Origin of the sequence: Streptomyces sp. NPDC050548 (assembly GCF_044457385.1) — a bacterium.
In the GTDB taxonomy this organism is placed as follows: Bacteria; Actinomycetota; Actinomycetes; order Streptomycetales; family Streptomycetaceae; genus Streptomyces.
Genome location: NZ_JBITGV010000015.1, coordinates 60298 through 83035 on the forward strand (window position 1 = coordinate 60298; position 22738 = coordinate 83035).

Sequence of the window (22738 nt, forward strand, 5' to 3'; positions counted from 1 at the left end):
TGAGGGCAAATTCGTTGACAGCGGCCAGAGTTGGTCCTCAGGAGGAACCGCGGTCGACGGCCGGATGAATCCAGGGTGTCGGCCGCTCGTCGGGCAGGCGCGGGTTCGAGGGCCGCACTCAGCGCGCGGGACCGAACCACGTGGGCAGCCGATCGAGCAGGTCCTTCTGATCGTCACCGACCCAGGCCACATGACCGTCGGGCCGCAGGAGCACGGCGGGTACGTCCAGTTGGGCTTCCACGCCGACATCGACGACGTGGTCGACACGATCCGTCCACCCGGCCACCGAGAGTTTGCCCGTCTGGTCGAGCAGCAGCCCCCGACCGCCGTGCATCAGCCCGTAGAGGTGCCTCTGCGTCAACTTCACGTCCCGCATCCGTCGGCCGACGAGTTCATGGTCGTCGCCGAAGTCGTAACGGATGCCGACCGCGGTGATCATCTCGGTCACGTACCGGTTCACCTCCTCGAAGTCCATCAGCGTGGAGAACAACTCCCGTAGTGCGGTCGCACCCGGATCGGTCGCCAGGAGCGTGATCTGCGCGCGCGTGTTGTCGAGAACGCGGGCGCCCACCGGATGCCGTTCGACGTGGTAGCTGTCCAACAGCCCTTCCGGAGCCCACCCGTTGACCGCGGCGGCCAGTTTCCAGCCGAGGTTGAACGCGTCCTGCACGCCGAGGTTGAGCCCCTGCCCGCCGGTCGGCGGATGGATGTGCGCCGCGTCGCCGGCCAGCAGTACCCGGTCGACCCGGTAGCGCTCGGCCTGCCGCGTGGCGTCGCCGAACCGGGACAGCCAGCGCGGCGAGTGGACGCCGAAGTCGGTGCCCGCGACGGCCCGCAGCTGCCGCTTGAAGCCCTCCAGGGTCGGCAGTGTCGCACGGTCCTCGGCCACGCCGTCCGCGGGCACCACGACGCGGTACATGCCGTTCTCGCCGGGGCTGAGGCCGAACCGCAGTTGGGTCTTGCGGACTTCCTCGACGACGGCGGCGATCGTGGCCGGATCCTCGGCCACCGCCATCTCGCCCAGGAGGGTCTCGACCGTGGCGGGCTCCCCGGGGAAACCGACGCCGAGCGACTTGCGTACCGCGCTGCGGCCACCGTCGCACCCGACGAGGTAGCGCGAGCGCAGGCGCGTACCGTCCGCCAACTCGGCGGTCACCCCGGCCGCGTCCTGACTCAGCCCGACGACTTCGCAGCCGCGCCGGATCTCGGCACCGAGTTCGACGGCACGCTCGCCGAGCAGCCGCTCGGTGACCGGCTGCGGAGTGGCGACGCCATAGGGGTGCCCCGTGTCCAACCGGTCCGGCCAGGGCTTGACGATGCCACCGAAGAGACCACCGACAGCGAACTTCTCACTCACGGCGAGAAACCGGTCGAGAAGACCGCGCTGATCCATGATCTCGACACTGCGCGCGTGCAGACCCTGCCCGCGGGACTCCCCGGTCGGCTCGGTCAACTTCTCCAGAACGACCACGCGCACGCCGTGCAGCCGCAATTCGCAGGCCAGCATCAAGCCGGTCGGTCCGCCGCCGACCACGATCACGTCCGTCATCGAAACACCCATCTAACGAGATTGGTTCCGGTCGGCCGCCCTGAGGGCAGCCGGTCCGCGAACCCTGCGTTTCCGCAGGTCCTGGCCTCGGTCGGCCATTTTGCGGCACTACAGGGGCCTTGCCGCAAGCCCCGTACTGCGCTATACGTTGGGTGTGGCAAGGAGTGGACGACCTCCTTGCCATTGCCTTTTTCCGACGCCTTTCCGACGGACTTCTCCGGGCATCCGATTTCTTGGGACCGGGTCATCGGGGGTGTCGTCAACCCCCCTGGGAGGACCCTGGTGACCCCCGTACGGACACGGGGGGTGCCGCCATGGTCGCGACCGGTCACCGATTCGTACGTTTGCTCAGGTCACCCCGTTGCCTGAGAGAGCCGGAGACCGGACATGTCCCAGACCACCGCAGTCGTCGGCGCGCATGATCCCGGGGATGCCGTCACGGCGTCCCCAGGAAGCGAGTTCGCGCCCCTCCTGCGCACGGTCAGGAGCCGCTGCCTACTGGAGCGGCGGCGCCTCTGGTACGCGTTCTGCGTCTCCGTCAACGCCCTCGCGCTGGCCGGCATCGTGACCGGCATCGTTCTGACCGGCGACTCCTGGCTGACCCTCCTCCTGGCCCCGCTGCTCGCCGTGTTCGGCGCCCGGACGGCCTTCATAGGCCACGACGCGGGCCACTCCCAGATCGCCGGCGGCAAGGCCGCCAACCGCCTCATCGGCCTGATCCACGGCAACCTGCTGCTGGGAATGAGCTACTCCTGGTGGAACGACAAGCACAACCGCCACCACGCCAACCCCAACCACATCGACAAGGACCCGGACGTCGTCGCCGACATCCTCGTGTTCACCGGTGAACAGGCCAAGGACCGTTCCGGCTTTCGGCGTTGGCTCACCCGCAACCAGGCGTGGCTGTTCTTCCCGCTCACCCTGCTCGAAGGCGTCGCCCTCAAGGTGCACGGTTTCCAGGACCTGCGGCGACAGCCCCGGCGCGAACGGACCGTCGAAGGCGTGCTCCTGGTGAGCCATGTCGCGGCCTACGCCACGCTGCTGCTGACCTCGATGTCCCCGGGGAAGGCGCTCGCGTTCGCCGCACTCCACCAGGCCCTGTTCGGACTGCACCTCGGTCTTGCCTTCGCCCCCAACCACAAGGGCATGGAGATGCCGGACCCGAACGGCGAGCGTTGGGGCCATCTCCGTCGCCAGGTGCTCACCTCACGGAACATCCGGGGCGGCCCCCTGACGGACTGGTTCCTCGGCGGGCTCAACTACCAGGTCGAACACCACCTCTTCCCGAGCATGCCGCGGCCCAGTCTGCGGCTCGCCCAACCGCTGGTGCGCGCCCACTGCGAGGATGTGGGTATCCCCTATGTGGAGACCGGGCTCGTCGACTCCTACCGACAGGCCCTGCGCCACCTCCACGAGGTGGGGGAGCCGCTGAGGCCGGAGTGGACGGAGTGACGACGGAGCGTTGACGGCTCGGGGACAGGTGGCCCTCGGGGACCAGTAGGGGAGGCGTCTCAGGGATGTCTCAGGGTCGCGGTCCGGAACTGTGGGAAGCGCGGACCCGTTTTCAGATCAGAGAGCGGCCGCGGCCGCGGAGGAGGCGACACATGTCGAGAAACACGAAGGTCGTTGTAGGAGGCGTGGCGGTCGGACTGATCCTGTTGATCTGGCTGCCCTGGTGGGTCTCATTCCTGATAGTCGTGGGAGTGCCGACGGCCGCGTATCTCACGCTGGATCCCGCGCAGCGGCGTCGGCTGCGCCGCGTCGCGGGCAAGGAGATCGGCCGCTGACACCGACACACCGATGCCCCACCGCGCTCCCGCCCGGCCCGCGGGAGCGGAGAACAGCACAACGCCGTCCGCGCGGCTGCGGACAGCAGCTTCGCGGACGGCGCCCCACCATCTGACGCAAGTGCCCGAGGGCTCAACTGGGCCTTACGGCAAGCTTGTCCAGTGCCTCCAGGAGGCCCGGCAACTCGGGGCCCCGACCCACCGGCAGCACCTCGCCCGGCTCCTCGTCGAGCAGGACGAACGCGATGTCGTCGGTGCGGGCCACCATCGACCAGCCGGGGCCGTCAGCACGCAGCGTGCGCGCCTCGCCCGGCGCGAAGGACGATCTGACGCGGCCGAGAGGCGGCGGGGCGTCCACATACGCCCGGGCCTCCGTCAGCACCCTGCGGACCCCGCTGTGGCCCGTCTGCGGGCCTTCCCCGGTGTCGTCCGAAGCGACCTCGTCCGCCTCGGACGCGTCTTCGGAGGTGACGTTGTCGGACGACGGCTCCGCAGCCTCGCCCGCCTCGCCCTGGACGGGGAAGGTCGAGTCGTCGATCTGCTCCCGCCACAGGGCCCACTGCAGCGCGATCTCGTCGGCACCCAGCCGCCGCTGCGCCGGGCCCCATGTGGTGGTGTCCGGCGGGGCCAACGGCGGCCGGTCCACGAGGTCGGGATCCGGATCGTGCGGCGCGGGCACATTGGGAGCCGCCACCGCGACCGCGAGCGGCCAGCCCGGCAGCGCCGCGACCACCGTGCGCTCGCTCGGCGACAGGTCGTACTCCATGCCGCAGTCCCAGGACGCGATGGCGACCGCGACCAGCGACACATCGTCGATGACGACCGTCCACCGCGCACCTTCGCCGTCCTGGCCGAGCACCAGGCCGTACCCGTCGGCGAGCGGCGCCATACCGAGCGCGGCGCAGGCCTCCGGATAGTCGTCACCCAGCACACTCGGGAACTTCGCCGGCGTCAGCAGCACCGCCGTGAGCACATAGAGCGCGTCGTCCTCGGCGGCGACGGCCTCTTCATCCGTGTCGGCCATCCCAGCCTCCCCATCGTTCGTCCAACGGCGCGCACCCTAGTGTGCGCGGAAGCCGCTTGTCACGACTCCCAAGTACACCCGGAGCTGCAGTTTTCCGTCTGGACGGGGCGAAACAACCACCGGCAACCCGAAGTGTCAGGCCGCGGGGAGCCCGAGAAGGGCCCGGGCCACCGCCCGCGGCGACTCGTCACGCTCCCTGGCGAGCGCGACCACGGCCCGGCACGCCAGCTCACTCACCCCGAAGGACAGCGCCTCCGGCGACACCCAGCCCGCGGCCTCGTCGATCCGGTCCTGGTCGTCCTCCGCGCGTGCCGACACATAGACGGCCGCGGCCTCGAAGAGGTTGTGCGCCCGCCGTTCGGGTCCGTCGCCGGCCTCCGTGCGCGTGGAGGCGAGAATTCTGGCGAAAGTCTTGCGGGGCCTGTCGAACATGCTGACCACCTTCCCCCTGCGTGGTGTTCCGTCGTCGACCGTCCATTTACTGCTACCCAACATAGAGTTGGAGTTGCGGCGACAGCAGGGCGACGTTGCGGTGAAGCGCTTCGGGCCTCCCGCAGTCGCACGACTCAGTCCTCGCGCACGGCCAGCGCCAGGAAGTGGACGTCCTCGTCGGTGTACGAGGTCATGCGCCACCCCGAACAGGCGAGCAGCGGACGGAGATTGGGCTCCGCCCGCAGGTCGTCCGGGGTGATCTGCCGCCCCTGACGCGCCGCGAGCGCCGCGCGGCCGATCGGATGGAACAGGGCCAGCGTTCCGCCGGGGCGCACCACACGCGCCAACTCCCGCAGATTCGACTCCGGTTGAGGCAGATGCGCGATCAGGCCCGCCGCGAACACGGCGTCGAGCGATTCCGAGCGCAACGGCAGCGCGGCGACATCGGCGAGCAGCAGGCACCCTTCACGACCGCGTCCTGCCCGTACGGCGGCCTCCAGCATGGCCGGGGTCAGATCGGCCCCCACCACCACTCCCGAAGGCCCCACGGCCGCACGCAGCGGCGGCAGCGCGCGTCCCGTCCCGCAGCCCGCGTCGAGCACACGGTCCCCCGCGCGCAGCGCCAGTTCGTCGACAGCAGCCGCGTAGGCGGGGCCGTCGTCCGGGAAGCGGCTGTCCCAGTCCGCGGCGCGCGCACCGAAGAACTCCCGGACATGCGTGTGGTCGTCGTTCATGTTCCGCATGATCCCTCACCGACATGGATGACGCTTCGGTGCACACGTTCGAACGTGACGCGGTCGTTCAGGCACCTCTCTGCGTCATATTGCAACACCTTTCGAAATGCGCCCCCTTTGTGCGCCCATGCCCCTACTAGCGTCCCCTGGTCATGGGACACCTGGACCACGCGACCTTCGGTTGGCTGACCCCCGTGCTGTCATACGTGATGGCCTGCATGGGCTCCGCACTCGGACTGCGGTGCACCGTCCGCGCGCTCGGCGCCACCGGCCGGTCGCGCCGCAACTGGCTCATCACCGCCGCCTCCGCGCTCGGTACCGGCATCTGGACCATGCACTTCGTGGCCATGCTCGGCTTCGGAGTCAGTGGCACCGACATCCGCTACGACGTGCCACTGACCGTGCTCAGCCTCGTCGTCGCCATCGTCGTCGTCTGCGCGGGCGTCTTCGTGGTCGGCTACGGCCGCGACCGTGGCCGCGCGCTCGTCCTCGGCGGCCTGGCCACCGGACTGGGCGTCGCGAGCATGCACTACCTGGGAATGGCTGCCGTGCGACTGCACGGCGATGTGACCTACGACCCGATGCTCGTCGGGCTCTCCGTCGTCATCGCCGTCGTCGCGGCGACCGCGGCCCTGTGGGCGGCCCTCAACATCAAGTCGCCCATCGCGGTCACCGTCGCCTCACTCGTCATGGGGGCGGCCGTCGCCAGCATGCACTACACCGGGATGTTCGCGGTGCGCGTGCACGTCACCCCGTCCGGCGCGGTCCTGCCCGGGGCCACGGCGATGCAGTTCATCTTCCCCCTCGCCGTCGGCCTCGGGTCCTACCTGTTCCTGACCTCGGCGTTCGTCGCACTGTCGCCGACGACGGGAGAACGCGAGGCGACCGCCTCGGCCGAGCGGCCGGTCGAAAGCGTCGCCCACTGACAAGCGGCCCGACCGACCAGGGCCCGCCACGGCACGCCCGAACCACTCCCGAGCGAGGAGGCCATGCGTAACCCCCGTAGGACCCCGAGAACCGGCGTCGAGGCGCCGCCGCCCGTGCGCGGTCGCCGCGCACACGCCGGACCACCCGCAGAAGAACTCTTCGACGAGCTCGACGCACCGCAGGACGAGATGCCCCCGCGCGCGGGACGCTGGCGGATGCGTCCCCGCACCGTACGGGCCAAGATTGTCTGCCTGCTGATGGTGCCGGTCGTCTCGCTGCTCGCCCTGTGGGCGTACGCGACCGTCAGCACGGCCCAGGACGTCGCCCGGCTACGGCAGTTGCAGCGCGTGGACTCGACCGTACGCAGCCCCGTCGCGGTCGCCGTCGCCGCGCTGCAGGCCGAGCGGTCGGCCGCGGTGCGCTACGCCACCGACCCCGGCGCCGAGCCGAGCGGTGACCTGAGGAAGCTGGCCGCGAACACGGACCGGGCCGTCGCCCGGCTGCGGCTCGGCGACACCAGCACCGTCGCCGACGGCGAGGAACTGCCGGCCGGAGTCGCCCAGCGCCTGGAGACCTTCGTCACCGGAGCCGAGCGACTGCGCTCGCTGCGGGCCGACGTACTCGCCCACCGCGCGGGATGGGACGAGACGTACGGGCAGTACACGAGAACCATCTCGTCGGCCTTCGCCGTGGGCGGAGCCCTCACCGGAATCCAGGACGCCGCCTTCGGCTCCGACGCGCGCGTGCTGCTGGAGTTCTCCCGGGCCGCGGAATCGCTGTCCCAGGAGGACGTGGTGCTCGCCGGCGCCCGGCTCGACGGCCGCCTCGACAGGGAGCGGCTGCGGCTGTTCACCGGCGCGGTCGACACGCGCCGTACCCTCACCGACTCCGCCACCGCTGATCTGCGCGGTTCCGAACGCACCGCCTGGCGGAACCTCGCCGACTCCGGCGCCTACACCGTCATCGGCGCGGTCGAGGACAAGGTCCTCGCCGCCAACTCGGCCACCCGCGCGATCGGTTCGGCCCCGGAAACCACCTGGAACAACGCGCACGCACGCGTGCAGGACGGGATGCGCGCAATTGAAGCGGACGCGGGCAGCGGAGTCGCGGACCGCGCCGATCCGTTCGCACGAGGACTGCTCACCCCGGCCGGCGCCGCCGTCCTGCTCGGACTCGCCGCCGTCATCGCGTCGCTCGTCATCTCGGTGCGCATCGGACGCGGTCTCGTCGTCGAGCTGGTGAGTCTGCGCAACGACGCCCTGGCGATCGCCCGCCACAAACTCCCCGAGGCCATGCGGAGACTGCGCGCGGGGGAGGAGATCGACGTCCGCGCGGAGGCTCCGCCCGGACCGGCCGCGGAGGACGAGACCGGACAGGTCGCCGAGGCCCTGGGCACCGTGCACCGCGCCGCCCTGCGGGCCGCCGTCGAACGCGCCGAACTCGCGAGCGGCATCTCCGGGGTCTTCGTCAACCTCGCCCGCCGCAGCCAGGTCCTGGTGCACCGTCAACTCAGCCTTCTGGACAGCATGGAGCGCCGCTCCGAGGACCCGAACGAACTGAGCGACCTGTTCCGCCTCGACCACCTCACCACCCGTATGCGACGGCACGCCGAGAGCCTGATCATCCTCTCCGGCGCGGCACCCGGCCGGGCCTGGCGCATGCCGGTCTCCCTCACCAACGTCGTCCGCGCCGCAGTGTCCGAAGTCGAGGACTACGCGCGCGTGGAGGTACGCCAACTCCCCGAAGCCTCCGTCCTCGGAACCGCCGTCGCCGACCTCACGCACCTGCTCGCCGAGATCGTGGAGAACGCCGCCCAGTTCTCGCCGCCGCACACGCGCGTGCGGGTCACCGGTGAACCCGTCGGCAACGGGTACGCCGTAGAGGTCGAGGACCGAGGCCTGGGCATGGGCCCGGAGACGCTGGCCGAGGCCAACCGCCGCATCGAGCAGTCCGAGGCCCTCGACCTCTTCGACAGCGACCGGCTCGGCCTGTTCGTGGTCAGCAGGCTCGCCGCCCGCCACGGCATCAAGGTGCACCTGCGGACCTCGCCCTACGGCGGAACGACAGCTGTCGTACTGCTGCCGACGGCCCTGCTGCACGGCGGCGCGGCCGAACGCTCCCCCCGCGCGGCGGTGGACGACGGACAGCGGGCAGTGGTACGCGAGTACGCGCGCGTGCCGTCCCCGCCCCAGCACCAGGAGTCCGTCCCGGCGCAGGCCGACCGCCCCGCCCTGGCGTCCCCGCCCCGGGCCTCGGCGGAGCCGGCGAACGGCACCCCGCCCCCTGGAGTCACCACCTTGCGACTGCACCGTCCTCCCGAGGACACCGAAGGCCCCGAGGACGGCGACGACCTCCCCCGCCGGGTACGGCAGGCGAGCCTCGCACCCCAGCTCCGCGAACAGCCCACCGCGGACCGGGAACGGACGCCCGCCGCGCCACACGACGAACACCGCAGTCCGGAGGTCGTACGGGACCGGATGGCGGCCTACCGCGAAGGCTGGACGCGCGGCGGCGGCAGGAAACCGGGCCGTGGCGTCACCCCAGGCCCCGCGACGGGCAGCGACAGCAGCGAAGGAGACCCCGCATGATCCAGGACCCGAGCATGAGGGCCGCCCAGCGGTCCGGTGAACTCGACTGGCTGCTGGACGACTTGGTGCTGCGCGTCGGCGAAGTACGGCACGCGGTCGTGCTGTCCAACGACGGCCTCGCCATCGGCGCCTCCACCGACCTCGACCGCGAGGACGCGGAACACCTCGCCGCGGTGGCCTCCGGATTCAACAGCCTCGCCAAGGGCGCCGGGAGGCACTTCGGCGCCGGCGGAGTGCGGCAGACCATGGTGGAGATGGACGACGGCTTCCTGTTCGTGGCAGCGGCCGGAGACGGCTCCTGCCTCGCCGTCCTCACCTCTGTGACCGCCGACATAGGCCTGGTGGCGTACGAGATGGCACGGCTGGTCAAGCGCGTCGGCGAGCACCTGTACACGCCGCCGCGCGTCGGTGCGCGGCCACCCGCCGCCGGATGAGGCGAGAAGGCGGTCCGTTCCGATGACCGAAGACATGACCGGTGTCCCGCACGAGCCGGGCAGCCAGTGGTACGACCAGGAGGCCGGGCCTCTCGTCCGCCCCTACGCCATGACGGGCGGACGTACCAAACCAGGCCCTACAGGAGTGAAGTTCGACCTGATCGCCCTGGTCACGCTGGACGCGGGCGCGCCCGGTTTCGACGACGACACCGGGCTCGGACCGGAACACCGGGCCCTCATCGACCTGTGCCGCGCGGAAACACAGTCCGTCGCCGAACTGGCCGCCGGAGCCGACCTTCCCCTGGGGGTGGTCAGGGTGCTCCTGGGCGACCTGCTGGAGCTCGGCTGTGTCACCGTCAGCCGTCCGGTGCCGCCCGCGCAGCTTCCTGACGAACGGATTCTGCGCGAGGTGATCGAAGGACTTCGGGCACTGTGATGAAACTTCAGCACCACTCGAACGCGTACGACGACGACTTGTGCAGCCATCCGGACACCGAACAGGTGCGAGACGGTCACATCGGGCAAATAGCGGTCCAACCGCCCAGTGCGAGGCCGTACTTGTCAGGATGCACACCTACGGACGTCGACCGTTGCCGGTACTCCCGAGAGAAGTGATCGATGGTCTCCGAGCACTCCGATGCCGAAGGCGGCGAGACGACCGCCCTGGCGTTGAAGATCCTGGTCGCCGGCGGATTCGGCGTGGGCAAGACCACCATGGTGGGCGCGGTCAGCGAGATCAGGCCGCTGCGCACGGAGGAACTGCTCAGCGAGGCCGGCCAGTTGGTGGACGACACCGACGGCGTGGACCAGAAGGTCACGACGACCGTCGCCATGGACTTCGGCCGCATCACCATCAGGTCCGGCCTCTCCCTCTACCTGTTCGGCACACCGGGCCAGGACCGCTTCTGGTTCCTGTGGGACGAACTGTCGCAGGGCGCCCTGGGAGCAGTGGTCCTCGCGGACACCCGGCGCCTTGAGGACTGTTTCCCGGCGGTCGACTACTTCGAGCACCGGCACATCCCGTTCGTGGTGGCCGTCAACTGCTTCACGGGCGCGCGCAGTTACGGCGCCCACGACGTCTCCCGCGCCCTCGATCTCGACCGGGGAACACCGGTGGTCCTGTGCGACGCCCGGGACCGCGACTCGGGGAAGGAGGTGCTGATCCGGCTGGTCGAGTACGCCGGGCGGATGCACACCGCCCGGATGCTCGACTCGGTGAGCTGACCGGAGCTCTCACTCCGAGATCCCCTTCAGGGCCACCACCTTCTCGACCGTGACGCGGACGAGGAGTTCGCCCGGCACCCCGTTGCGGGCGCCGAACTCCTCGGCGCGCTCCTCGCCCATGTACCGGGCCCCGATCCGGGCGGCCCAGTACCGGAGTTCGCCCGGTTCCTCCGACAATGCGGCGCGCCCTTGCAGCACCACGAAGTCGAACGGCGGCCGATCGTCGTCCACGCAGAGGGCGACTCGCCCATCACGGGCCAGATTGCGCCCTTTTACCGTTCCTTTCGCGGTGTTGAACACCACGTCGTCCCCGTCGAGCAGGAACCAGATCGGCGCGACATGTGGGCTCCCATCGGCGCGAACGGTCGACAGCTTGCCCGTGCGCGTGCCGTGCGAGACGAACGCCCGCCACTCCTCGTCGGTCATGTTCTGTGCCATACCCCTATCCTCCTTGCCCGGGCGACGGGCGTGGTGAAGGCTGGCGGGAGTTCCTCCGGCCAGGGGGAGACGCGACACGGGGAGGCGGAACATGGCGCAGAACCAGGGACTGAGCTGGCTGCTGGACGATCTGACCGAGCGCGTCGAGCATGTGCGCCACGCTCTGGTCCTCTCCAACGACGGACTGGTGACCGGCGCCAGCACGGGACTTCGCCGCGAGGACGCCGAACACCTCGCCGCCGTCTCGTCCGGACTGCACAGCCTGGCCAAGGGCTCGGGACGCCACTTCGGCGCCGGCGGGGTGCGGCAGACGATGATCGAGTTCGACGATGCCGTCCTGTTCGTCACCGCCGCGGGCAGCGGCAGCTGTCTGTGCGTTCTCAGCGGCGCGGACGCGGACATCGGCCAGATCGCCTATGAGATGACACTGCTCGTCAACCGCGTCGGCGAACACCTTGGCGTGGATGCCCGACAGCCCGAGCGAACTCCCGTCACAGAACTCTGACCTGCGAGTTCTCCCCTTCCGTGGAGTTATCCACAGGCTCGCCACGAGATTCTTCGAACCGGCTACGGTTTGTCCATCGCGAACGCACACAGCGTGAGCAACGGACTCCGCGGGGGAGATCGACCATGGCAGGCAACACCATCACCACACCGCCGGAACTCTCGTGCACGCCGAGTCGTGCGGCACGGGAACTGGGTCTCAAACGAGGCGAGTTCGACCTCGCCGTCCATCTCGGCCGCATCCGCACCGTGCCCGACGAAGGGGGCGGCGGCCGACGCGTCGCCCGCACCGAGATCGACCGACTGCGCTCGGCGGAAGGGTTCCCGGAATCGCTCGCGGAGAGCGTCAGGACCGTGGGCACCACGGACGGCGCGGCCCTCATGGAAGTCACCTCCGCCAGGTTCACCCGCCTCGCGCGGCTGGGACTGGTGGTGCCGGTGAGGTTCTATCTGAACCGCTACCGAGCCGTGGTCTGGCTCTATCTCGCCGAAGAACTACGGCAGTTCGCCACCGACAAGAATCACACCTCACTACTGAACGGCCGTACGCCCGAAGGACTGCGCGACCAACTCCGAGAGGGTCTGGACCTACGGTCCCGCAACTGGCGCGGACGCCATCTGGGGTTCCTGCTGCGCGAGGCGGACGGCCCGTGGGAACGCGCGGGCGCCCTGTCCGCCTTGCTCGACCCCGTCCAGGTGGCCGAGATCGTCAAGGATCCCTACGAGCGTGCCCACGTGAACCGGTTCCGGCCCGACCCGCCCGCCCACGGCGCTCCGGGCTCGCCCTCCGCTCACCTCGCCGAGCGGATCATGACGGCGGCCGACCCGGACGAGATCAGCTGGCTGCGGGCGGACCTGGCTCAGGTACTGGACGAGGCGCGACTCCATCGCCCCGCACCGCGACCCGCTGCCCAACCGGCCGCACCGCTGCTGCCCGCGAGCGAGCACTCGTCCGAGCACTCGCCCGAGTCGGCTGCGGAACCCGAGCGATCACGCGGCATGTTGAGCTGGCTGCGCCGCAGAAGCGCGTGAGCCGCGGCGTGAACCCACCGATTACAGTGCTCTGAACAGCCCTTCCTGGACGACCGAGACGAGCAGGCGTCCCTCCAGGTCGTAGATGCGCCCGCGGGCCAGACCGCGGCCGCCCGTCGCGATCGGGGACTCCTGGTCGTACAGGAACCACTCGTCCGCGCGGAACGGCCGGTGGAACCACATGGCGTGGTCCAGCGACGCCATGTCGAAGTTCCGCGGTCCCCACAGGGGTTCGACGGGGATCCGGACGGCGTCCAGGAGCGTCATGTCGCTGGCGTACGTCAACGCGCAGGTGTGCACCAGCGGATCGTCGCCGAGCGGCCCCACCGCGCGCATCCACACGGCGCTGCGCGGCTCGGCGTCCTTGATCTCCTCGGCGCTCCAGCGCAGCCCGTCCGCGTACCGGATGTCGAAGGGCTGACGGCGTGCCATCCGCTCCAACTGTTCGGGCAGTACGCCCAGATGGGCCCGGACCTCCTCAGACACCGTCGGCAGGGACTCCGGGTCCGGGACCTCGCGGGCCGGCAGCTGGTGCTCGAAAGGACCTTGCTCAGGTTTGTGGAAGGAGGCGGTGAGATTGAAGATCGTGCGGCCCTGCTGCACGGCGGTGACCCGACGGGTGGTGAACGACCGCCCGTCCCGCACCCGCTCGACCTGGTACACGATCGGCACGCCCGGCCGACCCGGGCGCAGGAAGTACGCGTGCAGCGAGTGCACGGGGCGGTCGCCCTCCGTGGTGCGCCCGGCGGCGACCAACGCCTGGCCGGCCACCTGGCCGCCGAAGACCCGCTGGAGGGACTCGTGCGGGCTGCGGCCACGGAAGATGTTGACCTCGATCTGCTCCAGGTCGAGCAGGTCGACGAGCCGCTCTGCCGGGTTCGTCATGGGTGCGATTCTCCTGTGTTCACAGCTGGCCGACGTCGGTGACACGGACGACCGCACGGCCCTCCGCGTCGGAGGCCGCGAGATCGATCTCCGCGCTGATGCCCCAGTCATGATCGCCGTTCGGGTCGGCGAAAATCTGCCGAACGCGCCACAGGTTGTGCTGCGGCTCCTCCTCGATGAGCAGCAGCTTGGGCCCGCGGGCGTCGGGGCCGGTGCCGAGGTCCTCGTACTCGTCCCAGTACTTGTCCATCGCCTCGCCCCACGCGTCCTCGTCCCAGCCGGACTCGGCGTCCATCTCGCCCAGTTCCGCGACATGGTCGAGGGCGGCCAGCTCGACACGGCGGAACATCGCGTTGCGGACGAGGACCCGGAAGGCACGCGAGTTCGCGGTGACCGGTTTGACCTGGTCGGCCTTCTCCTGGGCCTCCTCGGCGGTCATCTCCTCCGGGTTGGCCAACTGCTCCCACTCGTCCAGCAGGCTGGAGTCGACCTGGCGCACCATCTCGCCGAGCCAGGCGATCAGATCCTCCAGGTCCTCGGACTTGAGGTCGTCCGGGACGGTGTGATCGAGGGCCTTGAAGGCACCGGCGAGGTAGCGCAGCACGATGCCCTCGGTGCGGGCCAGCTCGTAGTACGAGGTCAACTCCGTGAAGGACATGGCCCGTTCATACATGTCCCGGATCACGGACTTCGGCGACAGCGGGTGGTCACCGACCCAAGGGTGGCTCTTGCGGTACGTGTTGTACGCGTGGAAGAGCAACTCCTCCAGCGGCTTGGGGTAACTGACGTCCTGGAGGCGCTCCATGCGGTCCTCGTACTCGACGCCGTCCGCCTTCATCGCGGCCACTGCCTCGCCGCGCGCCTTGTTCTGTTGGGCGGCCAGGATCTGCCGGGGGTCGTCCAGAGTGGACTCGACGACGGACACCATGTCCAGCGCGTACGACGGCGACTCGGGGTCAAGCAGTTCGAACGCGGCGAGCGCGAAGGTCGACAGCGGCTGGTTGAGCGCGAAGTCCTGCTGCAGGTCGACCGTGAGGCGCACGATGCGGCCCTCGGCGTCCGGGGTGTCGAGTTTCTCGACGATGCCGCCGTCCAGGAGCGAGCGGTAGATCGCGATCGCCCGCCGGATGTGCCGCAACTGCTGCTTGCGCGGCTCGTGGTTGTCCTCCAGGAGATGCCGCATCGCCTCGAAGGCGTTGCCCGGTCGTGCGATGACGGACAGCAGCATCGTGTGCGTGACCCGGAACCGGGACGTCAGCGGTTCCGGCTCGGAGGTGATGAGCTTCTCGAAGGTGCCTTCCGTCCACCCGACGAAACCCTCGGGCGCCTTCTTGCGGACGACCTTCCGGCGCTTCTTCGGGTCGTCGCCCGCCTTGGCGAGCGCCTTCTCGTTCTCGACGACATGCTCCGGAGCCTGGGCGACCACGAGCCCCGCCGTGTCGAAACCGGCACGGCCCGCGCGGCCCGCGATCTGGTGGAACTCACGGGCGCGCAGCGTGCGCACCCGGACGCCGTCGTACTTGGCCAGCGCCGTGAACAGCACCGTGCGGATGGGCACGTTGACGCCCACCCCGAGCGTGTCCGTACCACAGATGACCTTCAACAGGCCCGCCTGCGCGAGCTTTTCCACCAGGCGCCGGTACTTGGGCAGCATGCCGGCGTGGTGCACACCGATGCCGTGCCGCACGTAACGGGAGAGATTGCGGCCGAACTTGGTGGTGAAGCGGAAGTTGCCGATCAGCTCGGCGATCTGGTCCTTCTCCTCACGCGAGGACATGTTGATGCTCATCAGCGCCTGCGCCCGCTCCACGGCCTGCGCCTGCGTGAAGTGCACGATGTAGACCGGCGCCTGCCGGGTCTCCAGCAGTTCGGTCAGCGTCTCGGTGAGCGGAGTCAGCTTGTACTCGTAGGACAGGGGCACCGGCCGGACCGCCGAGCGGACCACCGAAGTGGGGCGCCCGGTGCGCCGGGTGAGGTCCTTCTCGAACATCGCGACGTCGCCGAGCGTGGCCGACATCAGGATGAACTGCGCCTGCGGCAGCTCCAGGATCGGGATCTGCCAGGCCCAGCCGCGGTCCGCCTCCGCGTAGAAGTGGAACTCGTCCATGACGACCTGGCCGACGTCGGCGTGCTTGCCGTCGCGCAGCGCGATCGACGCGAGGACCTCCGCGGTGCAGCAGATGATGGGCGCGTCCGAGTTCACAGACGCGTCGCCGGTCAGCATGCCGACGTTCTCGGTGCCGAACATCTTGCACAGTTCGAAGAACTTCTCCGAGACCAGCGCCTTGATCGGGGCGGTGTAGAAGGTGACCTCGTCACGGGCCAGCGCGGCGAAGTGCGCACCGGCGGCGATCATGCTCTTGCCGGAGCCGGTGGGCGTCGACACGATCACGTTCGCACCGGAGACCACCTCGATCAGCGCCTCCTCCTGATGGGGGTAGAGCGTGAGACCGCGCTCCTGGGCCCACGACTCGAAGGCTTCGTAGAGGGCGTCGGGATCTGCGGTCGGCGGCAACTGGTCGATGAGGGTCACGACCCCATCTTGCCTGGCGTCCCGGTCGATGGGGGAATCGGCTGCGGAGATGAAGATCGCTACCGCTACGCTGTGTCGCCGACAGAGTGTCAGGGCGCCCGAGCAACTGACCGGCGGCGTAAGAGGAATGGGGCGGGGAACGGCCATGATGGGACCAGCACACTCACTGTCGGGAGCGGCGGCCTGGCTCGGCGTCGGAGCGGCGACCGCCGCGGCCGGGCATCCCATGCCCTGGCCGGTGATCCTGGTCGGCGCCCTGATCTGCGCCGGCGCCGCGCTCGCCCCGGACCTCGACCACAAGGCGGCGACCATCTCCCGGGCCTTCGGACCCGTCTCGCGGACCGTGTGCGAGGTCGTCGACAAGCTCTCGTACGCCGTCTACAAGGGGACCAGGAAGCAGGGCGACCCGCGCCGCAACGGCGGGCACCGCACGCTCACCCACACCTGGCTGTGGGCGGTCCTGATCGGGGCGGGGAGCGCGGCCGTGGCGATCCTGGGCGGTCGCTGGGGAGTGCTGGCGATCCTCTTCGTGCACATGGTGCTGGCCATCGAGGGCCTGCTGTGGCGGGCGGCCCGCGGCTCCAGCAGCGACATCCTGGTCTGGCTGCTGGCGGCGACCAGCGCGTGGATCCTCGCCGGAGTACTGGACAAGCCGGGCAACGGTTCGAACTGGCTGTTCACGGACCAGCACCAGTACCTCTGGCTGGGACTGCCGGTAGTGCTGGGCGCACTGGTGCACGACATCGGGGACGCGCTGACCGTCTCCGGCTGCCCGATCCTGTGGCCGATCCCGCTGGGCCGCAAGCGCTGGTACCCGATTGGGCCGCCGAAGGTGATGCGGTTCCGCGCGGGCAGCTGGATCGAGCTCAAGGTGCTGATGCCGGTGTTCATACTGCTCGGGGGAGTGGGCTGCGCGGCGGCCCTCAACGTGATCTGAGGTCCGGCCCCGACCTCGGTTCCGGCGCCGACGCGAGCAGTGGCTCACGCCTCGCCGGAGCCTTGGCCGCCGCCGTAGCGCCGCTCGAACTGGGCGATGCGGCCCTCCGAGTCCACCGTCCGGGCCTTGCCGGTGTAGAAGGGGTGGCTCTCCGAGGAGATCTCCACGTCCACGACCGGGTAGGTCTCGCCGTCGTCCCAGTCGATGGTCCGGTCGCTGGTCGCGGTGGACCGGGTCAGGAAGGCGTATCCGGCGGAGCGGTCGCGGAAGACCACGGGGTGGTAGTCGGGCTGCTTGTCCTGCTGCATGGCTGCTCCTCCTGCTGCGGGGATGTGGGCGACGGCCGAGGGACGGCGAGGTCAGCCGTAGAGCGAGTCCTCGTCCTCGCCGACGATGTGCATCGCGGCCTCCTCGGCGGATGCGGCCGCGCCGTCGATGCCCACGTCGGTGGCGACCAGACCGCTCTCCTCGTCCTCGTGCGCCCCTTCGTCGGGTGCCACGAGCCGGCCGGAGCGAAGGTCACCGACCTCGGTGTCCCGGAGTTCGCCGTCGGTGTCCTCGGAGTCGCCGAGGCCGTCACCGTCGGACACCACGAGATCCGGGACCTCCTCGGCGAGGCGCTGGTCGAGCGTCTCACCGTGCTGACGCTCGGCGGCCGTGACATCGGCGCGCTCCACCGCCCAGGGGCGGTCCGGTGGGGACCAGCCGCGGTCGAGTGGGTCCTCGACACCGTCGGCCAGGAGCGTGTCCTCCGCGTCGAGCAGGCCCGCGTCGTCCTGAACCTCGGATCCGTCGGGCTGGTAGACGTCGTCTCCCCATCCGTCGACGCTGTTCACGGGTACCTCCAGGTGGTGGGGACCGGCCCGTACTCACCGCGCTCGGCGGCGGGCCGCCACTGTGCGGGGCACAGGCGGAGCCCGGCACGAACCACATGGTTCCCGGGCACTCCCCGAACCGGTGCCGCTCCCCAGACTTCCACCCCTTTTCCCCCGCGCGCAACGGCACGGGCCCGGACCGGGGGTCCTGGCGCGCCGGGACCGTGCCCCGTCAGGGGCGCGGGGAACTGCGCGACCAGCCCCCACCGGTCCGCAGTCAAGCCACCGGCCCGCAGACCAGTCACCGCTCAACCGGCGGAGCTACCCGTGCCAGGACCGCCAGAGCGCCGCGTACGCACCCTCCGCCGCCACCAGCTGATCGTGGCTGCCCAGTTCGCTGATGCGGCCGTTCTCGACCACGGCGATGACGTCCGCGTCATGGGCGGTGTGCAGCCGGTGGGCGATCGCGACGACCGTGCGGCCGTCGAGGACGCGGGCCAGGGAACGCTCCAGATGGCGGGCCGCACGCGGGTCGAGGAGCGAGGTCGCCTCGTCCAGGACCAGCGTGTGCGGATCGGCCAGCACCAGCCGGGCCAACGCGATCTGCTGGGCCTGGGCCGGGGTGAGGGCCAGCCCGCCCGAGCCCACCTCGGTGTCGAGGCCGTCGTCCATGGCCCTTGCCCAACCGTCCGCGTCGACCGCGCCCAGCGCCGCCCACAGCTCCGCGTCCGCCGCGTCGGTCCGGGCGAGCAGGAGGTTGTCGCGCAGGGAGCCCACGAAGACGTGGTGCTCCTGATTGACGAGGGCCACATGGGAGCGGACGTGTTCCGCGGTCATCCGGGAGAGTTCGGCGCCACCGAGGGTGATCCGGCCGTCCCGGGGCGCGTAGATACCGGCGAGGAGCCTGCCCAGGGTGGACTTGCCCGCGCCCGACGGGCCGACCAGGGCCAGCCGGGTGCCGGGCGCGACCTCCAGGGACACCTTGCGCAGCACGTCGACGCCCTCGCGGTAGCCGAAGTGCACCCGGTCCGCGTGCACGTCCCGGCCCTCCGGGGACAGCGCGGTGTCCCCGGCGTCGGGCTCGATGTCCCGGACGCCGACCAGCCGGGCCAGCGAGACCTGGGCGACCTGGAGCTCGTCGTACCAGCGCAGGATCAGGTTCACCGGGTCGACGAGCATCTGCGCGAGCAGGGCGCCCGTGGTCAGCTCGCCCACTCCGATCCAGCCGTGCAGGACGTACACCCCGCCGAGCATCAGGACCGAGCAGAGCACCGTGACATGAGTGATGTTGATGACCGGGAAGAGCACCGACCGCAGCCAGAGCGTGTAGTTCTCCCAGGCCGTCCACTCCTTGACCCGGCGCTCCGTGAGGGCGATGCGCCGGTCGCCGAGGCGGTGTGCCTCGACGGTGCGTCCCGCGTCGACGGTCTCGGCGAGGGCCGCGGCCACGGCGGCGTACCCGGCGGCCTCGGAGCGGTAGCCGGCGGGTGCGCGCTTGTAGTACCAGCGGCAGCCGACGACCAGCAGCGGCACCGCGATCAGTACGGCGGGCGCCAGCGCCGGCACGGTCACGACAAGGCCGCCGAGCAGCAGCAGCGCCCATACGACACCGATCGCCAGCTGCGGTACGGCCTCGCGCATCGCGTTGGCGAGCCGGTCGATGTCGGTGGTGATGCGGGACAGCAGGTCGCCGGTGCCCGCCCGTTCCAGGACTCCGGGAGGGAGCCCGACCGACCGTACGAGGAAGTCCTCGCGCAGATCGGCCAGCATCCGCTCGCCGAGCATCGCGCCGCGCAACCGCACCTGCCGGATGAAGAAGGCCTGGACGGCGAGCGCGATCCCGAACAGCCCGATGGTGAGGCCCAGATGAAGTTCCCGCGCTCCGTCCGACACCCGCTCGACCAGGTCGCCGAGCAGATACGGGCCCACCATCGACGCGACCACCGCGACCGTGTTCACCGTGACGAGGAGAAGGAAGGCTCGGCGATGCCGACGGAACAGTTCGGACACGTAGGCGCGTACGGTCGCGGGGGCGCCGACCGGCAGGGTGTTGGCCGTGGTCGGGGCCGCCGGGTCGTACGCCGGGGGCGCCACGCCGATCATGCGGTCTCCTCGATTTCTTCCAGCGCGCCACGCAGCGCGACATCGTGGTCGTCCAGGGTGCTCCGCAGAGCGGCCTCGTCGTTGACGGCGTTCCTCAGTGCCGTCTCGTCCTCCGTCTCGCGGGTCACCACGGCCCGGTACCGAGGCTCGCTGCGGAGCAGTTCGCGGTGGGTGCCGACCGCCACGACCTCGTCCTCGTGCACGAGGACCACCCGGTCCGCGTGGTCCAGGAGCAGGGGCGAGGAGGTGAACACCGCCGTGGTCCGGCCGGCCCGCAACGTCCGTACGCCGTCAGCGATCCGGGCCTCGGTGTGGGAGTCGACGGCGGAGGTCGGCTCGTCCAGGACGAGTACCTCGGGATCGGTGATCAGCGACCGGGCCAGGGCGAGCCGCTGGCGCTGGCCACCGGAGAGGGAGCGTCCACGTTCGGTGATGCGGGCGTCCATCGGGTCGTCGGTGTCGAGCGAACCCTGCGCCAGCGCGACCAGCACGTCACCGCACTGCGCGGCGGCCAGGGCCTCCTCCGCGCCGACCGCGCCCGAGGAGGGCACATCGAGCAGTTCGCGCAGCGAGCCGGACAGCAGCACCGGGTCCTTGTCCTGGACGAGGACGGCGGTGCGTGCCGAGGCGAGGGGGAGTTCGTCGAGCGCCACGCCGTCCAGGAGCACCGAGGTGCCCGTCTCGGCGGGGTGTCCGCCGAGGCGTTCCGCCAGCCGTCCGGCCGCGTCGGGGTCGCCGCACACCACGGCGGTGAACCGGCCGGACGGCACAAGCAGTCCGGTGGCCGGGTCGTACAGATCCCCGGCCGGCACCTCGGCCGCGCGCGTTCCCACGGTGTCGGTGACCCGCTTCAGGGACAGCACGCGCGCGGCACGCTTGGCCGAGGGACGGGAGAAGGAGTACGCCATGGCGATCTCCTCGAAGTGCCGCAGCGGGTAGGACAGGACCATCACCGCGCTGTAGACGGTGACCAGTTCACCCACCGTGATCCGGCCCTCGCGGGCCAGGTGCACACCGTGCCAGACGACGACGATCAGCAGCAGACCGGGCAACAGCACCTGGATCGCCGAGATCAGCGACCACATCCGGGCGCTGCGCACGGCCGCGTGGCGCACCTCCTGGGAGGCACGGCGGTAGCGGTCGAGGAACAGTTCCTCACCGCCGATACCGCGCAGCACCCGCAGTCCGGCGACCGTGTCGGAAGCCAGCTCGGTGGCACGTCCGGCCTTCTCGCGCTGCACATCCGCGCGCCGGGTGGCACGGGGCAGCAGCGGCAGTACGGAGACCGCCAGCACGGGCATGCCCACGGCGACGACGACACCGAGTGCCGGCTGGTACACGAAGAGACCGACACACACGATGACGACGGTCAGCGCGGCGGCCAGGAAGCGGGACAGCGCCTCCACGAACCAGCCGATCTTCTCGACGTCGCCCGTGGACACGGCCACGACCTCACCGGCCGCGACCCGCCGGGTCAGCGCCGAGCCGAGATGGGCGGCCTGACGACCGAGCAGCTGCTGGACGCGGGCGGCGGCCGTGATCCAGTTGGTGACGGCGGCCCGGTGCAGGAAGGTGTCGCCCACGGCGATGCCCGTTCCGCACAGCGCCATCAGCCCACCGGTCAGGGCGAGCCGGCTGCCGGAGCGGTCGACCACGGCCTGGACGGCGAGTCCCACGCAGAACGGCAGCGCGCAGACGGACACGAAGTGCAGCAGTCCCCAGGCGAGCGACTTGAACTGTCCGCCGAGCTGGTTGCGGCCGAGCCACCACAGGAATCGGGGCCCCGAGCGGGCGTCCGGGACACCCGGGTCGGGATACGGAAGGTCTTGAATCTGCATGACGTCCCAGTGGCTCTGGTCGGGGCGGCGGAAGGAACCGCGGAGTGCGGCAACAAACCGTGAAAGGTTCGCCTCGCAGCGTGGTCGGAAGCAAGCGGTTTTCCCTGCCGGAGGTCAGAACCGGCGTTCACCCATCCGTGGCGAGATGTCCGTGACCTCACGCAATGTCACCGAACGCGATGTGACCATGGGCCGATGCAGAGTGGCGGCACACGACGTGCGATGGTCGCGATGGCGGCTCTCGGTTCCCTCCTGACGATGACGACCCTGTCGGCGTGCGGAAGCGCGGACACACGACACACCGGCGGCCGGGAGGGGAGACCGGGACCCCAGGCGACCCACCCGAGAAAGGCGGTCGCCGCCCCGGCCCCGACCCGCATCCCGGACGTCGGCGACCGGCTCCACCGCGACATCCCTGCCGGCACCCGCCAGGTCCTGGCGGTCTACGGCGACGGCAAGGACTCCCCGACCTCCACCGCCGTCCTGTTCACGAAGCGCGGCTCCACCTGGAACCGGACCCGCAGTTGGCCCGCGCACAACGGCAAGAAGGGCTGGACCCTCGACCACCACCTCGGGGACGAACGCAGCCCCGTCGGCGTGTTCACCCTGACCGCCGCGGCCGGTGTGCTCGACGACCCGGGCGCGGCCCTGCCGTACACGCAGGACGAGGGGTACGCGGCGCCGCGCGACTGGGACGAGTCGCACTGGCACGACTTCGACTACGTCATCGCCATCGACTACAACCGCGTCCCGGGCACCCCGCCCGACGACGCCGAACAGCCCGAGGGCGAGGACAAGGGCGGCGGGATCTGGCTGCATCTGGACCACGGCAGCGGTACGTCGGCCTGCGTCAGCCTGCCCAAGGAGGCGATGGAGTACCTGCTGCGCACGCTCGATCCGGAGCAGCATCCTGTGGTGCTGATGGGGGACAGGGTGGACCTCAAGGGGTAGAAC

General features: G+C 70.4%; 22 protein-coding genes. 11 read left to right on the forward strand and 11 right to left on the reverse strand.

Annotated features, from left to right (window positions below):
• Nucleotides 1-118: 118 nt before the first annotated feature.
• Entirely contained in the window at nucleotides 119-1549 is a 1431-nt protein-coding gene (gene rox / locus ACIBJH_RS34170; protein ID WP_399120992.1) for a rifampin monooxygenase, read from the reverse strand.
• A 387-nt stretch (nucleotides 1550-1936) separates the two neighbouring features.
• Between rox and ACIBJH_RS34175 the strand changes: the two genes are divergently transcribed.
• Both ACIBJH_RS34175 and ACIBJH_RS34180 read left to right on the forward strand, forming a co-directional pair.
• Nucleotides 1937-3001 (forward strand): fatty acid desaturase family protein, encoded by a 1065-nt coding sequence (locus ACIBJH_RS34175; protein ID WP_399120790.1) that lies wholly within the window; start codon nucleotides 1937-1939, stop codon nucleotides 2999-3001.
• A gap of 152 nt (nucleotides 3002-3153) precedes the next feature.
• Nucleotides 3154-3336, forward strand: coding sequence for a hypothetical protein (locus ACIBJH_RS34180; RefSeq protein WP_200708978.1), 183 nt, complete (start codon nucleotides 3154-3156; stop codon nucleotides 3334-3336).
• A gap of 133 nt (nucleotides 3337-3469) precedes the next feature.
• Here the strand turns inward: ACIBJH_RS34180 and ACIBJH_RS34185 are convergent, their stop codons facing one another.
• The 3 genes from ACIBJH_RS34185 to ACIBJH_RS34195 all read right to left on the reverse strand — a co-directional run bounded on the left by ACIBJH_RS34185 (nucleotide 3470) and on the right by ACIBJH_RS34195 (nucleotide 5526).
• Entirely contained in the window at nucleotides 3470-4360 is an 891-nt protein-coding gene (locus ACIBJH_RS34185) for a hypothetical protein (protein ID WP_399120791.1), read from the reverse strand.
• A 135-nt stretch (nucleotides 4361-4495) separates the two neighbouring features.
• Complete coding sequence (locus tag ACIBJH_RS34190) at nucleotides 4496-4792, reverse strand: hypothetical protein (RefSeq protein ID WP_399120792.1); 297 nt, start codon at nucleotides 4790-4792, stop codon at nucleotides 4496-4498.
• Between the two features lie 134 nt (nucleotides 4793-4926).
• Nucleotides 4927-5526, reverse strand: a complete 600-nt coding sequence (locus ACIBJH_RS34195) for a class I SAM-dependent methyltransferase (RefSeq protein WP_399120793.1) — start codon at nucleotides 5524-5526, stop codon at nucleotides 4927-4929.
• Nucleotides 5527-5678: 152 nt separating this feature from the next.
• Here ACIBJH_RS34195 and ACIBJH_RS34200 point away from each other — a divergent pair, with 152 nt between their 5' ends.
• The 5 genes from ACIBJH_RS34200 to ACIBJH_RS34220 all read left to right on the forward strand — a co-directional run bounded on the left by ACIBJH_RS34200 (nucleotide 5679) and on the right by ACIBJH_RS34220 (nucleotide 10699).
• On the forward strand, nucleotides 5679-6452 hold the full coding sequence (locus ACIBJH_RS34200) for an MHYT domain-containing protein (protein WP_399120795.1): 774 nt from the start codon (nucleotides 5679-5681) through the stop codon (nucleotides 6450-6452).
• A 63-nt stretch (nucleotides 6453-6515) separates the two neighbouring features.
• Nucleotides 6516-9041, forward strand: a complete 2526-nt coding sequence (locus ACIBJH_RS34205; RefSeq protein WP_399120796.1) for a nitrate- and nitrite sensing domain-containing protein — start codon at nucleotides 6516-6518, stop codon at nucleotides 9039-9041.
• Nucleotides 9038-9475 carry a roadblock/LC7 domain-containing protein gene (locus tag ACIBJH_RS34210; RefSeq protein ID WP_262057243.1) on the forward strand — a complete coding sequence of 146 codons (438 nt, stop codon included), beginning with the start codon at nucleotides 9038-9040 and terminating at the stop codon, nucleotides 9473-9475. The genes ACIBJH_RS34205 and ACIBJH_RS34210 overlap by 4 nt, the downstream gene beginning before the upstream one ends.
• Nucleotides 9476-9497: 22 nt before the next feature.
• Nucleotides 9498-9911 (forward strand): DUF742 domain-containing protein, encoded by a 414-nt coding sequence (locus ACIBJH_RS34215; protein ID WP_200708985.1) that lies wholly within the window; start codon nucleotides 9498-9500, stop codon nucleotides 9909-9911.
• Nucleotides 9912-10093: 182 nt separating this feature from the next.
• Entirely contained in the window at nucleotides 10094-10699 is a 606-nt protein-coding gene (locus tag ACIBJH_RS34220) for a GTP-binding protein (protein ID WP_399120797.1), read from the forward strand.
• Between the two features lie 9 nt (nucleotides 10700-10708).
• Here the strand turns inward: ACIBJH_RS34220 and ACIBJH_RS34225 are convergent, their stop codons facing one another.
• Nucleotides 10709-11137 carry a PPOX class F420-dependent oxidoreductase gene (locus ACIBJH_RS34225; RefSeq protein ID WP_200708986.1) on the reverse strand — a complete coding sequence of 143 codons (429 nt, stop codon included), beginning with the start codon at nucleotides 11135-11137 and terminating at the stop codon, nucleotides 10709-10711.
• A 91-nt stretch (nucleotides 11138-11228) separates the two neighbouring features.
• On the opposite strand from ACIBJH_RS34225, the gene ACIBJH_RS34230 reads away from it, so the two are divergent.
• The gene (locus ACIBJH_RS34230) at nucleotides 11229-11642 is read left to right on the forward strand and encodes a roadblock/LC7 domain-containing protein (RefSeq protein WP_318014814.1); all 414 of its coding nucleotides are present in this window, start codon (nucleotides 11229-11231) and stop codon (nucleotides 11640-11642) included.
• Between the two features lie 125 nt (nucleotides 11643-11767).
• Complete coding sequence (locus tag ACIBJH_RS34235; protein WP_399120798.1) at nucleotides 11768-12673, forward strand: DUF6397 family protein; 906 nt, start codon at nucleotides 11768-11770, stop codon at nucleotides 12671-12673.
• 21 nt (nucleotides 12674-12694) lie between these two features.
• On the opposite strand, the gene ACIBJH_RS34240 is transcribed toward ACIBJH_RS34235, so the two are convergent.
• Nucleotides 12695-13558, reverse strand: a complete 864-nt coding sequence (locus tag ACIBJH_RS34240) for an acyl-CoA thioesterase (protein WP_399120799.1) — start codon at nucleotides 13556-13558, stop codon at nucleotides 12695-12697.
• A gap of 19 nt (nucleotides 13559-13577) precedes the next feature.
• The gene (locus tag ACIBJH_RS34245) at nucleotides 13578-16091 is read right to left on the reverse strand and encodes a DUF3516 domain-containing protein (protein WP_399120800.1); all 2514 of its coding nucleotides are present in this window, start codon (nucleotides 16089-16091) and stop codon (nucleotides 13578-13580) included.
• Between the two features lie 145 nt (nucleotides 16092-16236).
• Between ACIBJH_RS34245 and ACIBJH_RS34250 the strand changes: the two genes are divergently transcribed.
• Complete coding sequence (locus ACIBJH_RS34250; protein ID WP_399120801.1) at nucleotides 16237-17028, forward strand: metal-dependent hydrolase; 792 nt, start codon at nucleotides 16237-16239, stop codon at nucleotides 17026-17028.
• A 44-nt stretch (nucleotides 17029-17072) separates the two neighbouring features.
• On the opposite strand, the gene ACIBJH_RS34255 is transcribed toward ACIBJH_RS34250, so the two are convergent.
• From ACIBJH_RS34255 to ACIBJH_RS34270, 4 genes are all read right to left on the reverse strand, one after another.
• On the reverse strand, nucleotides 17073-17336 hold the full coding sequence (locus ACIBJH_RS34255) for a type B 50S ribosomal protein L31 (RefSeq protein ID WP_399120802.1): 264 nt from the start codon (nucleotides 17334-17336) through the stop codon (nucleotides 17073-17075).
• Between the two features lie 51 nt (nucleotides 17337-17387).
• Entirely contained in the window at nucleotides 17388-17864 is a 477-nt protein-coding gene (locus ACIBJH_RS34260; RefSeq protein ID WP_399120803.1) for a DUF5709 domain-containing protein, read from the reverse strand.
• Between the two features lie 300 nt (nucleotides 17865-18164).
• The gene (locus ACIBJH_RS34265) at nucleotides 18165-19946 is read right to left on the reverse strand and encodes an ABC transporter ATP-binding protein (protein WP_399120804.1); all 1782 of its coding nucleotides are present in this window, start codon (nucleotides 19944-19946) and stop codon (nucleotides 18165-18167) included.
• Entirely contained in the window at nucleotides 19943-21784 is a 1842-nt protein-coding gene (locus ACIBJH_RS34270) for an ABC transporter ATP-binding protein (protein ID WP_399120805.1), read from the reverse strand. The genes ACIBJH_RS34265 and ACIBJH_RS34270 overlap by 4 nt, the downstream gene beginning before the upstream one ends.
• A gap of 195 nt (nucleotides 21785-21979) precedes the next feature.
• Between ACIBJH_RS34270 and ACIBJH_RS34275 the strand changes: the two genes are divergently transcribed.
• Complete coding sequence (locus ACIBJH_RS34275; RefSeq protein WP_399120806.1) at nucleotides 21980-22735, forward strand: L,D-transpeptidase family protein; 756 nt, start codon at nucleotides 21980-21982, stop codon at nucleotides 22733-22735.
• The last annotated feature ends 3 nt before the right edge of the window (nucleotides 22736-22738 follow it).